Here is a 13,112-nt window from a genome sequence, read left to right on the forward strand (position 1 = left end):
AATCATGAAAAAAGGAATTTTATTACTGGCATTGATTGCTGCGTTTAATTTTACTTCCTGTAAAGACAATGCAGCCGAAAAGGTACAGGCAGAGAACGTAGAAGAAGCAGCACTACGTGATTCACAGGATGTAGTCTATCCTCAACTTAGTTTCGAAAATACAGAACACGATTTTGGAACTATTGCACAGGGTACCAATGTTGAGCATACCTTTACATTTACCAACACCGGGAAAGCCCCACTTGTTATCACTAATGCTTCCAGCTCTTGTGGATGTACAGTGCCTACCTGGACAAAAGAGCCTATTGCTCCGGGAGAAACAGGAGAAATGGTAGTGAAGTTCAACGGTAGCGGACAAAACCAGGTGACCAAAACAGTAAATATTACAGCTAATACCGAAACCGGGAAAGAGCAAATTAAAATTAAAGCTTTTGTAGAGCCTAAGGCCCAGTCTTAAGCATAAAAAAAGCAACAATACCACCCTATGGATCAATTAGCCCAGTTTGCCCCAATTATTTTAATGTTTATCGTGGTGTATTTTTTTATGATACGCCCTCAAATGAACCGTGCCAAGAAAGAAAAACAATTCTCCTCAGAAATTAAAAGAGGCGACAGGGTTGTTACAAAAAGCGGAATGCACGGTAAAATAGTTGATTTTAGCGATAAACTCAATGCAGTAATTATAGAAACCGGAGCCGGAAAAATCACTTTTGACAGATCTTCCATTTCAATGGAAATGAGCCAGAAGTTAAACGAACCGGTGAAGGAAACAAAATAGTTCCCTTAAGGAATTAATTAAAGAAGGTCTTGCGCAGTTGCGCAGGACCTTTTTTGTTACAATAAACTCATCAATTGCTCCTTGTTCTTCGTCCTTAAAATGGAGGGGCATGGAAGAGCTTGCTTAGTAGGACGCATGAAACGAAGAGGCAAAAATAGTTGTGTTGTAGTTTAATAGAGATTAGCTCTCACTTTCCAAAAATGTCATTTTTCAATGGTATTTTGGAACTAGATGGTGGAAATCATTTTTTGGATAAACAGGGGCCTTCAGGAGGTGCTGAAATAAACTAATCTGAAAGTGGCAGGAACAAAAAAGCTGTCTTAAGAACTACGCAATGTTATTGTGAATGAGATTCAGCTTAACAAAAATAGTGTCTTAAGACAGCCTTATATATTGATTAAGAATTACTATGCCTGCGAGGCCGTGTCTTCACTGGCAGCTTTTTCCTGTGCTTTACGTTCTTCCAGGAATTCCTCCAGACTCTTTCCGTAGAGGGAACTTTTTACTTCAGGAGTAAGGGATTTGTAAATAGTGTCCAGGTATTTTATGTTGGCATCATAGACTTCAGAAATAGCAAGATAAGGTGCTATTTCAAGGTCTTTATTATTTAGGGCAAAGTTTACAGTAAAAAGATATCTCCTTCTTAAAAGTTTGTCATATTCAGCATTGGCCGAGTCGAGTGACTGGGCGTTCTCTTCCTGTTGGGCTGTTATACTTTGCTGGATAAGTTCAAGGTTGCGCGTGTTGAACCTGTTCATCATAGATTGGTACTCCATAAGTTTCTTTTGATTCTCTGACCCTTCTACTATGGCATCGTTTTCAAATTTCTTAAGAGTAGTGTTGATGATCATTTCTCCTGGTTCAGCAAAAAACATCACCCGGTCATCATAAATATTATTGTCTTTTTTGTTGAGGTACAGGTATAGGATTTGCGGACTCTCAATAGAGGCTTCAAAAGAGAAGGTCTCATTTCCCTTTACAACTACAGAGTCAATGTTTACAAGACTGGTGTCTTCAACTTTTTGTAAATAGAGGGTTCCTTTCTTAAGTCCCTGAACTTTTCCTGTAATCTTTAGGTTTTTTTCTTCAGAAGAACAAGCCGCCAATAAAAGGGTGGCAAGCACTAATAATGCCGTTTTTTTCATTTAAATTATGTGTAAAAAAGTGTGCGTAAATATCCTAAAAAAATCTTTTTAATCTTAGCTTCCGGCAGCAATCTGCATTAAAATTGTACTCAAAATAGCGCCGTAAGTTCCCACTACATATCCAAACACAGCCAGCAATACCCCAACAGTGGCCAGTGAAGGATGAAAGGCTGCAGCAACAACCGGTGCAGATGCCGCCCCGCCCACGTTTGCCTGGCTTCCCACAGCAAGGAAGAAGTAGGGGGCTTTAATGAGTTTGGCCACAAGAATAAGTAAACCGGCATGAATCCCCATCCAGATAAGTCCTATTCCAATAAGTCCCGGGTTATCAAAGACCATGGTGAGGTCCATTTTCATACCAATAGTAGCCACGAGAAAATATATAAAAACACTTCCCAGCTTACTGGCCCCGGCACCTTCATATTCTTTCGCCCTTGTAAAAGAAAGAAAGATTCCTACTGCAGTTGCAATAGAGATCATCCAGAAAAAGGAAGATGCAAAAGAAGATAATGCTGATTTATTATCCCGGAAAGCTTCAAAATTAGAAGAAAGGAAAGCCGAAATACCATCGGCACTCCAGTGAGCAAAGCCAACAGCACCAAAAGCAAGGGCGAGCATGATCATAAGATCTGCAAGGGAAGGATTGCGGTTAACACTTTCGGCATAAGCGGTAACTTTTTTCTTCAGGTCTTGTATAGCCGAATTATCTGCACGAAGCCATTCATCAATCCTGTCACTTTTGCCAATTCCCATGAGGAGAATCGCCATCCATAGATTGGCAACTACGATGTCTACCAGCACCATTCCGCCGTAAAGATCGGGGTTGTACTCAAAGATCTCAAGCATGGCAGCCTGGTTGGCACCACCACCAATCCAGCTTCCTGCAAGGGTTGAGAGGCCTCTCCAAACTGCATCGGGGCCAACACCTCCCACAGTTTCGGGCGAGAAGGTAGAGATGATAAGAATAGCAATAGGTCCGCCAATAATGATTCCAATGGTTCCTGTGAAAAACATGATGAGCGCTTTTGGCCCCAGGTTGAATATGGCTTTAAGGTCTATACTCAAGGTCATTAATACCAGCGATGCCGGTAGCAAATAACGACTGGCTACAAAGTACAGGTTTGAAGTCTCATCAGAAATTATGTTCAGGGAGTTTAGGATTGCCGGAATGAGGTAACACATCAACAGCGCCGGTACTACTTTGTAGAATTTATACCAGAAACCTTCTTTTTTGGAAGAAGTGAAGAATACGAAACCCAGGGCCAGCATTAGTAGTCCTAATACAATAGCATCATTGGTAAAAAGGGGAAGATTGTCCATAAATTGCCTTTAAAAAGCGGCAAAATACGACATTTAGAAGTGTCTTAAAAATTAGTTAAGCTTAAAGAGCTGTTGTAAACTTTTGGCTACCCCATCTTCGGTATTGTGGTGAGTTACCTGCCTGGCAATTTTTAAAATTTCGGGCCTTGCATTTCCTACTGCAATTCCCATTCCTGCAGCCTCAAGCATGTCAAAATCATTATAATTATCACCAAAAGCGATGGTTTCTTCCATTTCGTAATTAAAATGATGCTTCAGCAGATATTTTACAGCCGTAAGTTTAGAAACTTCCTTGTTTGTCACTTCCAGATAAGTGTCTTTAGAACGGTACAGGTGTAATTGATTCTTATACCTCTCAAAAAGGTGCTTTTCAACAGCATTTATTTTTTCTGCTGTGCCCATACACATAATTTTATGAGCCCCTGTTTCGCTGGGTTTCCAATCTTGAAGTACCTCGTGTGTGGGTTTAACCTGCGGAGTTACGCGGGTATTGTTTTCTTCTCTTTTGGCCCATTCATCCATTTGAGGTACATACCAGTCTTTGTCATTGTAGAGGCTGAGATGACAATTTAAACTGCTGTTGAAGTAATGTAGGTCATCTATAATGCTCCACGGAATTTCTTTAGACTGCACAGGTTGCCCTTCTATATACATCAAAGCGCCGTTATAGCAAATAAGCGGTTGGTGAGAAATATTTAGCTCTTCCTGAAGGTGTGTCATTGCCTGGGGCATTCTGGAAGAAATAAGCACCACGGGCAGCTCTTTAGGGAGTTGACCAAAGACTTCTAAGGTGAGCTGTGATAGTTGCCGGTCTTTATTTAGAAGCGTACCGTCAATATCTGAAAATATAATTTTATACTTCATTTTGTAGATTGAAAGAGGGGCATAAAGCCAAAGATGTATCTTCCGTAAAGGTAGCATTTCGGGCTTTTCTTTACAAGCCTGTTCAAAAATGGCAAATCGAGGCAGGATTTTTGAAGATGCTCCAAATAATGGTTGCCTTTTTCTATATTTACGCACCCAAAAATTCAACTTTATATGAAAATTTATTTACTTGTTACAGCCTTTCTTTTTACCAGCTTTACTTTTGCGTCAGATAGTGATTGGGGTAGAACGGGGCATAGAGCTACGGGTGAAGTAGCCGAACAACATTTATCCAAAAAAGCGAAGGCTAAGGTGCGGGAGCTCCTTGATGGTATGAACCTGGCTTTTGTATCTACTTTTGGAGATGATATTAAGAGTGATCCGGCTTACCGTAAATACAGTCCGTGGCATTATGTAAATCTTGAACCCGGTGAGACAGCATATTCTGAAGAGAAAGCGAATCCTGATGGTGACCTGGTACATGGAATAAATACTGCTATTTCAGTTTTAAAAGATAAGAATGCCTCTAAGGAAGAAAAGGAACTCCACCTGAAGTTGCTCGTGCATTGGTTAGGAGATTTACACCAGCCTATGCATGCCGGGCGTGGTGAAGATAAAGGTGGAAACGATATACAGGTAAGATGGTTTGGAAGTGGTTCAAACCTTCACCGGGTGTGGGATAGTGAAATGATCAACGACTTTGATATGAGCTATACCGAACTTGCCCACAATACAGATAAGCTCTCAAAAGAAGAAATCCAAAAAATCCAAAAAGGTTCTGTACTTGACTGGATGTATGAATCAAAACAACTTGCCAATAGAGTTTACGACTCGGTTGAAGTAGGCGAAAAACTTGGATATAAGTATATGTATGAGTGGTTCCCTGTAGTTCATGATCAGGTTCAAAAAGGCGGAATTAGACTTGCCGCAATCCTGAACGAGATATATAAATAATACTTTGCCACCGTAAAAGGAAACTGCCTTAAAAGCTATTTCGATGCATCAGGATCATTCTGAGTTTAAAAACTCGATAAATGCTGATGTGAACACGTTACAGACGTTGAAAGAAGTTGGCTTTTAAGGCAGTTTTTTTTGATTATCAGTATTTACTTTTGAGAAGCATTAACAATATTTTTATAAGTTTTAATAAAACTTTAAAATTTATTGCATAAGATGCTAAAAATAAATAATTTGGCTTTCCCCATTTTATAGAACTTAACATGTCGCAGCATTGAACTCAAAATTCGTTTCTCTTTGTTTCGCAGTATGGGTGTCGGCCTTAAGCCTTGCTCAAACTGAAGAAGAGATTTCGGGTGACAGTATCCGGAAATTACTGGATATGTCTACCGGGGCTATGTATGAATACGAGTATAGCAAAGCCATTGATTACTCTCTTCGTTTAATACAGCTGGCAGAGAAAAAAGAAGACTATTACAACCTTTATCACGGTTACAACAACCTCGGGATCACTTATGATGAGTTGCTGGACACCATACGGGCCCGCAAGAGCTATGAAAAAGCTTTAGGGTATGCCGAGCTCGTTAATAACGATACTCTTTTATGGTGGGCTTATAATAACCTGGGTAATATTTTCACTTCCAATAAGGAAACGATCGAGCAGGGGTTTGCCTATTATGATAAAGCCATAGAAGCCGCTTCACACCTCAATGACCCCGATAGCAGGGCTACGCCTTTACTCAACAAGGGATGGACGTATCTCGACCTTAAGAGGTATGACGAGGCATACCCGTACCTGTTGAAGGTAGAAAAGATCATTAAAGATTTTAAAGACCCTTTCATTCATACACAATTAGCCTCACTTTTTGGTATTTACCATTCCGGTAAAAATAATTATGAAAAATCGAGAAAGTACTTCGAGGAGGCTATAAAGATCGCCGAGAAAGACTCTCTTATTCTTGATGCTGTTACTGCTTATGACGGGTACGCCAAAGTTCTCTTCAAAAATGGCGAATATGAAGAGGCTTACAGGGCACTCGAAAAATATGTGGAATATGATGCATTGCTGTACGAAAAGGAAAAACTGAAGCAAATGGAAGCCTCCCAGGCTCGTTTTGAAACTCAGCAGTACCGCGAGAACCTGGAAACTGCTGAAAGAGAACAGCTCTACAAGGATCAGGTAATTGAGAAATCTGAACAGATTTCTGCAATTATGCTCATTTCCCTTACCCTAATGCTTCTGTTTATTCTACTCCTTATCAGAAATAACAAGTCAAGGAAGAAGCTGATTCATCAGCTAAAAGAAAACAATAAAGAACTGCTTTCAGCAAAAGAAAAGGCTGAACATTTATCCCATTTAAAAAGCAGGTTTTTCTCTACTGTGAGCCATGAACTTAGAACGCCACTTTATGGAGTGGTGGGCCTAACATCTCTCTTACTGGAAGATAACAACAATAAAAAACTCGAGGGTGACCTTAAGTCTCTCAAATTTTCTGCCGATTACCTGCTGGCATTAATTAATGATGTCTTGCAGATGAACAAGATGGAATCCCGCCTGGTTTCCCTGGAGAATACGCCTTTCAACATTCATGGTTTGATGAAGGGGATTGTGAAATCCTTTGAGTTTACGCGGCATCAGAATTCCAATACTGTAGAATTACAGATTAGTGATAATATTCCGCGTACGCTAATTGGTGACTCGGTGCGTCTTTCTCAAATCATCATGAACCTTGTTGGCAATGCAGTTAAATTTACGGAACGCGGAAAGGTTTGGATAAAAGCCAACTGCATAAGCTGTGAGAATGGAAAATGTCTTATTTATTTTGAAGTTGGTGATACAGGAATGGGAATTCCTGAAAATAAGCAACAGGAAATATTTGAAGAATTCTCACAATTAAAAGCAAATAACTATAACTATCAGGGTACAGGGCTGGGGCTTCCTATTGTAAGAAATTTGCTGAAATTGTTCAATTCTGAGATTCACCTTAAAAGTGAGGAAGGTAAAGGCTCTGTCTTTAGTTTTGAGATTCTTTTTGAAAAATCTGATACAGAGGAAGCTGTTACGCAATCTGGCGATTTGGAAATATCTGAAGAAAGTGTGCTAAAAAAGGCACTTATTGTAGATGATAACCGCATTAATCAGGTAGTTACCAGGAGGATCCTTGAAAAACGGGATTTTGAATGTAAAGTTGCCGGAGATGGTTATGAGGCAATAGCACTTTTAAAGCAAGAAGATTTTGGACTGGTCTTGATGGATGTCAATATGCCGGGCCTAAGCGGGATGGAAACCACCCGGCTTATTCGGAAATTTAATCCCGAGGTTCCTGTTATTGCTTTAACAGCGGTAGAAATACAGGAGATGCGGGAAGAAATCCTTACTTCCGGAATGAGCGACATTATTGTAAAGCCTTATGACATTCCTACATTCTTCAGTACAATCTATAGAAACCTGAAGGTTGCAGTAAACGCTGATGAGGAATAATTAATAATCTATTATCCCGGAGTCTCAAAAATGTCATTTTTGAGTAACATTTTTGGTGCTGGTACTAAATAAAAAAACCGCTTCCCTGTCATCAGGAAAGCGGTTTTTGATTTGTAAGCTTACTGGCTTTATTTGATCATATCAAAGCTGCGCTTAATAAAGGAAGTCAATTCTTCCCCTTTCAGGAGGTTTTGTGAAAGCCTGGCCAAATCAAGGGATTGTTTGATCAATCGCTCTTGTTTTTTCTCAGTTTTAGTATTCAAAATTTCTCCAATAAGAGAGTGGTTGGTGTTTACCACGAGATTATACATCTCGGGCATATTTCCCATTCCAAACATTCCGCCGCCACCTGTTTGCTGCATTTCTTTCATGCGTCGCATAAATTCCGGCTGGGTGATGATAAGCGGAGCTGCATTGCTGTCTAGGGCCTCAAGTTGTACCGTGTACTTCTCTTTTGGAACTACCTTCTCAAAATCGGCTTTTAGCTTTTCTTTTTCTTCTTCGTTTAATTTGGAGATCTTCTCTTCATCTTTTTTGATGAGGTTGTCAATATGATCGGAATCTACACGAACAAAAGATACTTTTTCATCTCCCATTTCCAGCTTTTGTAGCAGGTGAGATACAATTGGAGAATCTAACAACAATACCTCGTAACCTTTCTCTTTGGCTGTCTCAATGTAACTGTGCTGTGCATCCTGGTTTGAAGCATAGAGAATTACCTTGTTACCATCCTTGTCGGTTTGGTTGTCTTTAATCTTCTCAATGAATTCTTCAAAAGTGAAATATTTGTCGTCTACAGTTGGGTAAAGAGCAAAATCTTTGGCTTTTTCAAAGAATTTATCTTCTGAAAGCATTCCGTATTCAATGACGATCTTGATATCATTCCATTTTTTCTCAAAATCTTCTCTATTGTTGTTGAACAGAGACTTCAGCTTATCTGCCACCTTACGGGTAATGTAGCTGGAGATCTTCTTAACGGCACCATCTGCCTGTAAGTATGAACGGGAAACGTTCAGTGGAATATCAGGAGAATCAATAACCCCGCGAAGCATTGTCAGGAATTCAGGAACAATACCTTCAACATTATCGGTTACAAATACCTGGTTTTGGTAAAGCTGAATTTTGTCCTTCTGTATGTTCATGTCTTGTGACATTTTTGGGAAATACAGAATTCCGGTAAGGTTGAAAGGGTAATCAACATTGAGGTGAATATGGAACAAAGGCTCCTCAAACTGCATAGGATACAGTTCGCGGTAAAAATCTTTGTAGTCTTTATCCTCAAGATCTGTTGGCTGCTTGGTCCAGGCAGGATTAGTATTATTGATAATATTATCTACTGTCCTGGTTTCGGGTTTTGCATCTTCGGGCGCATCTTCAGGAAGATCAAGCGTTTCTTCGCGGGTTCCAAATTTAATTGGGATTGGCATGAACTTGTTGTACTTCACAAGCAGCTCTTCAATCCTGTTCTTCTCAAGAAACTCTTTGTCATCTTCATTGATATGAAGAATAATATCTGTACCGTGTTCTTTCTTTTCGGTTTCTTCGAGGGTGAACTCGGTAGTACCTTCGCATACCCAGTGCGCTGCAGGCTCATCTTTGTAAGATTTGGTAATGATTTCTACCTTGTTGGCCACCATAAAGGCCGAATAGAACCCAAGCCCAAAGTGACCAATGATCCCACTGTCTTTTGCGCTGTCCTTATATTTTTCAAGGAATTCTTCGGCACCTGAAAAAGCTACCTGGTTGATGTATTTTTCAACCTCTTCTTTGGTCATCCCAACTCCCTGGTCGCTAATAATGAGTTGCTTTTTTTCCTTGTCTATCTTTACTTCAATAACAGGGTTGCCATATTCAACTTTAGCTTCTCCAATAGTAGTAAGATGCTTTAATTTGAGAGTGGCATCTGTGGCGTTAGAGATCAATTCGCGTAAAAAGATCTCATGATCACTGTATAGAAACTTCTTAATTAAAGGAAAGATGTTTTCTACAGATACATTAATGTTTCCGGTTGCCATATATTTTGGTTTATTTAATTTTTAGATTCCCCCAGAGAGGTCAAAAAAAGTACCCAACTCAACTTCGCTGACAAACTGGCAGCAGAGTAATTTTTCCACTTGTTTTTCGACTAAAATTACGTCAGTATAATTCAGAAAAATAGATTTAACAGATTTTTGTTTAAAAAAAACATATTAAATTTAAACAGAATAACTACTTTTGAATAAGTTAATTAGCGAAAGATGGCAAAGACAAAACAAATAAAAGAACAGGAAAAAGCAGTAACTCAAGACCGTATTATTGAATGGTATATGAACTACGTGCTCGAAAATGGAAAAGAGCCTGATACAGTTTATAAGTTCTCTAAAGATCATGAAATCTCTGAAGCAGAATTCTATAATTTCTTCGGAAGCTTTGAGGGTTTAAAAAAGGGAATTTGGAAGCGCTTTTTTGAGCATACCCTCCAGGTGATGCAAAAGAGCCGGGAGTATGACTCCTTTAGTAACAGGGAAAAAATGCTAACCCTCTATTATACATTTTTTGAAATGCTCACTGCAAACCGCAGCTATGTGCTTTTCACTTTAAAACATGAAGATTCAATCCTCAAGAATGCCGGACAACTTAAAGGTTTGCGGCGGGAGCTGAAAAATTATACAGCTGAACTAATTCGCGAAGGCAACCAGGAACAGCGTTCCGGAATTTTGAAAAGATCGGAAGCTGTTTTTTCTGAAGCTGCCTGGGTACAGCTTGTATTTCTGCTGAAGTTTTGGATGGATGACAACTCACCTCAATTTGAAAGCACCGATGTAGCTATTGAAAAATCGGTTAATACAGCATTTGACCTGTTTGAGAACACTCCTCTGGAAAGAGCGCTTGACTTCGGAAAATTTCTTTGGAAAGAAAAAATGTCACGATGAGCATAAGAGTTCATTGGGCGTTTACCCTCGGCAGGGATAACCCTACTATGCCTGTCGTTGGGTTTTTAATATAGATATATGAAAACAATAGATAAAATTCCCACCGGAAAGATAAGTCGTACCGGTAAGATGGTACAAACCGGTATTAAGCTGGGTGGAAATTACCTTAAATACTACTCAAAAAAGGCATTAAACGCTGACCTTTCCCGAGATCAGCTCGACCAAAGCAATGCCGAGGATATTTACGATGGGCTAAAGAGCCTGAAGGGTAGCGCCCTTAAGGTTGCCCAAATGCTCTCTATGGAAAAGAGCCTTCTTCCCAATGCTTATGTAGAAAAGTTTAGCCTTGCCCAGTTTAGTGTGCCACCACTTTCGGCACCACTGGTGAGAAAGACCTTCAAAAAATATCACGGGCAGTACCCTGATGAGCTTTTTGATACTTTTTCTCTTGAATCGGTCAATGCCGCCAGTATTGGGCAGGTGCACAGGGCCACAAAAGACGGGAAAGACCTGGCCGTAAAAATCCAGTATCCCGGCGTGGCCGAGAGTATAAGTTCAGACCTGGCGCTGGTAAAGCCCATAGCTACAAAGATGTTTAACCTGCAGGGCAGGGGCTCAGAAAGGTATTTTAAAGAGGTGGAAGAGAAACTGCTTGAGGAGACAGATTATGTTTTGGAAGTGCAACAGAGCATCGAAATGTCTGAAGCCTGTAAGAACATCCCTCACCTCAGGTTTCCAAAGTATTATGAAGACCTTTCCAGTGAGAAGATCATTACGATGGACTGGATGAATGGGATGCATTTAAGCGAATTTGCTAAACAGAACACCAATAAGGAAACAGCAAATAAACTGGGGCAGGCCCTTTGGGATTTCTATATGTACCAGATGCATATCTTAAAAGCCGTACATGCCGATCCTCACCCCGGGAATTTCCTGGTGGATAAAGAAAATAATCTCATTGCGATCGATTTTGGTTGCATTAAGCGGGTGCCCGAAGATTTCTACAAACCGTATTTTGAACTTGCCGATAAGCAGAAGATCAATGATCCTGAATTCTTCAACGCTAAGCTTTTTGAGTTGGAAATTCTTCGGAAAGAAGATTCTTCCCGCGAAATTGAGTTCTTTTCAGATTTATTCTACCAGATGTTAAGCCTTTTTACCGCACCTTTTCAGAAGGAAGAATTTGATTTTTCCGATGAAGGATTCTGGACATCAGTAACCAGCCTAAGCGAGAAATACAGTAAAGATCAGGAATTAAGAAAAATGAATGGTAATAGAGGGAGCAAGCATTTCCTGTATATCAACCGCACATTTTTTGGGCTCTACAATTTATTACACGATTTGGGAGCAACGGTTAGCATTAACAACTTCAAAAAATACTCCTGATTAAATAATATTCTTTTTACTGGCCGGAAACCTAAAGTTTCCGGCTTTTTTATTTTCCTGTTATTGTTAATTTAAATTCCTTCATTTCTCTGTTAAAAAGATTAAAGTGCTTTAAATCAGTTGGTTTGCACCTTAAATTGAGCTTTAAAAGAAAAAGAAGTTTAATTTAAAACAATGAATATGAAGACGATAAAAGGAATTCTTTTAGCAATGTGCACCATTTTTGGAACAGCAGTTTACGCCCAGGATTTTAGTTCTTTTGATGCAGATTACGATGGAAGGATAAATCAAACCGAATTTACAGAACGAAGCAGTGAAACTTACAATGATTGGGATGCCAACATGGATGGCAGCATTGACGACACCGAATTTTCTGAAAGGGCTTACCAGAGTTTTGATCTCAATAGCGATGATTTTATTGATGAGAATGAATGGGATGAAAGTCTCAATACCGGAATAGGAGCATCTTTTGGAGAAGATGATTATGAAGTTTTCGATACAAATAGAGACGGAATGCTTGATGCCGATGAGTGGAATGAAGGGATGAACAATAACACCTGGTTTGAGAGTTATGACACAAATGAAGATGAGCTGATAGATAATGATGAGTGGAACATTTCTTCTTTTGACGATTGGGATGTCAATGATGACGGATTTGTAGATGAAACCGAATTCAACGATTATGACGCCTTCAATAGAAGATAATGTCATAAAATAATAAACAGAAAAAGGCTGTCTGAAAATCCCCTTTTTGACCCCTCTGAATTTGTTCAGGAGGACAATCAGGATTTCAAGACAGCCTTTTTATGGTGTTAATTCCCGGGAATTAATTCTGTAAAACAGGAGATTGCTGCTCAATCTTCCCTTCCAGTTGGTCTTTGTTTTTTACATATTTTTCAAGCCATTGATCCCACCAAGGCGCATTTCTTCTTCACTAAGCTCGGCTATAGATTTAAATTGGTCGCGATAAAGGAATACAATTCTTTTAGCCTCACTGTCTATGAGGGTAGAAGGAGCCAGTGGTACATCTACAAGTTCCAGGATCTCCTGTGGTGGTTTTTGATAGGTGAGGTGCTCTTGCGCAAAGGTTGCTCCCGTAAAGCAAATGATGGCAATGAAGTTCAAAATAAAACTTTTCATGTAATAAATTGAATTTAGGTTGAAGATCACTGCACTGTCATAATGTTAATCTTTCTTATATTGCGCAGCAACTTTTTATTAATTGCTAAATTTAATAGAAATAAATTATCAAAGCCTAAAAATATATA

12 protein-coding genes are annotated in these 13,112 nt (G+C 39.5%); 7 read left to right on the forward strand and 5 right to left on the reverse strand.

Features of this window, described 5'->3' with window-relative positions; translation table 11 throughout:
* The first annotated feature begins 4 nt into the window (after nt 1-4).
* Both VS868_RS12870 and yajC read left to right on the forward strand, forming a co-directional pair.
* A complete protein-coding gene (locus tag VS868_RS12870) occupies nt 5-457 on the forward strand; it encodes a DUF1573 domain-containing protein (protein ID WP_345598078.1) in 453 nt (150 codons plus the stop codon).
* A 27-nt stretch (nt 458-484) separates the two neighbouring features.
* Nucleotides 485-778: a preprotein translocase subunit YajC gene (yajC, locus tag VS868_RS12875; protein ID WP_345598080.1), complete on the forward strand. Its 294-nt coding sequence runs from the start codon at nt 485-487 to the stop codon at nt 776-778.
* 407 nt (nt 779-1,185) lie between these two features.
* Here yajC and VS868_RS12880 read toward each other — a convergent pair whose 3' ends face one another.
* The 3 genes from VS868_RS12880 to VS868_RS12890 are packed head-to-tail and all read right to left on the reverse strand — an operon-like array spanning nt 1,186 to nt 4,107.
* Entirely contained in the window at nt 1,186-1,923 is a 738-nt protein-coding gene (locus VS868_RS12880; protein WP_345598082.1) for a DUF4369 domain-containing protein, read from the reverse strand.
* A 54-nt stretch (nt 1,924-1,977) separates the two neighbouring features.
* Nucleotides 1,978-3,243, reverse strand: a complete 1,266-nt coding sequence (locus tag VS868_RS12885; RefSeq protein ID WP_345598084.1) for a DUF819 family protein — start codon at nt 3,241-3,243, stop codon at nt 1,978-1,980.
* A 51-nt stretch (nt 3,244-3,294) separates the two neighbouring features.
* Nucleotides 3,295-4,107 carry an HAD family hydrolase gene (locus VS868_RS12890; protein ID WP_345598087.1) on the reverse strand — a complete coding sequence of 271 codons (813 nt, stop codon included), beginning with the start codon at nt 4,105-4,107 and terminating at the stop codon, nt 3,295-3,297.
* Nucleotides 4,108-4,281: 174 nt separating this feature from the next.
* On the opposite strand from VS868_RS12890, the gene VS868_RS12895 reads away from it, so the two are divergent.
* Entirely contained in the window at nt 4,282-5,061 is a 780-nt protein-coding gene (locus VS868_RS12895) for a S1/P1 nuclease (RefSeq protein WP_345598089.1), read from the forward strand.
* A gap of 277 nt (nt 5,062-5,338) precedes the next feature.
* The gene (locus tag VS868_RS12900; protein WP_345598091.1) at nt 5,339-7,546 is read left to right on the forward strand and encodes a response regulator; all 2,208 of its coding nucleotides are present in this window, start codon (nt 5,339-5,341) and stop codon (nt 7,544-7,546) included.
* Nucleotides 7,547-7,674: 128 nt separating this feature from the next.
* Here the strand turns inward: VS868_RS12900 and htpG are convergent, their stop codons facing one another.
* Nucleotides 7,675-9,561 carry a molecular chaperone HtpG gene (gene htpG, locus VS868_RS12905; RefSeq protein ID WP_345598093.1) on the reverse strand — a complete coding sequence of 629 codons (1,887 nt, stop codon included), beginning with the start codon at nt 9,559-9,561 and terminating at the stop codon, nt 7,675-7,677.
* A gap of 222 nt (nt 9,562-9,783) precedes the next feature.
* Here htpG and VS868_RS12910 point away from each other — a divergent pair, with 222 nt between their 5' ends.
* The 3 genes from VS868_RS12910 to VS868_RS12920 all read left to right on the forward strand — a co-directional run bounded on the left by VS868_RS12910 (nt 9,784) and on the right by VS868_RS12920 (nt 12,549).
* Nucleotides 9,784-10,458 (forward strand): TetR family transcriptional regulator C-terminal domain-containing protein, encoded by a 675-nt coding sequence (locus VS868_RS12910; RefSeq protein WP_345598095.1) that lies wholly within the window; start codon nt 9,784-9,786, stop codon nt 10,456-10,458.
* A gap of 78 nt (nt 10,459-10,536) precedes the next feature.
* Entirely contained in the window at nt 10,537-11,844 is a 1,308-nt protein-coding gene (locus VS868_RS12915) for an AarF/UbiB family protein (RefSeq protein WP_345598097.1), read from the forward strand.
* Nucleotides 11,845-12,024: 180 nt separating this feature from the next.
* On the forward strand, nt 12,025-12,549 hold the full coding sequence (locus VS868_RS12920) for a hypothetical protein (protein WP_345598099.1): 525 nt from the start codon (nt 12,025-12,027) through the stop codon (nt 12,547-12,549).
* A 180-nt stretch (nt 12,550-12,729) separates the two neighbouring features.
* Here VS868_RS12920 and VS868_RS12925 read toward each other — a convergent pair whose 3' ends face one another.
* Entirely contained in the window at nt 12,730-12,984 is a 255-nt protein-coding gene (locus tag VS868_RS12925) for a hypothetical protein (RefSeq protein WP_345598101.1), read from the reverse strand.
* Nucleotides 12,985-13,112 lie beyond the last annotated feature (128 nt).

Origin of the sequence: Salinimicrobium sp. 3283s (genome assembly GCF_039602225.1) — a bacterium.
Taxonomy (GTDB): Bacteria; Bacteroidota; Bacteroidia; order Flavobacteriales; family Flavobacteriaceae; genus Salinimicrobium; species Salinimicrobium profundisediminis.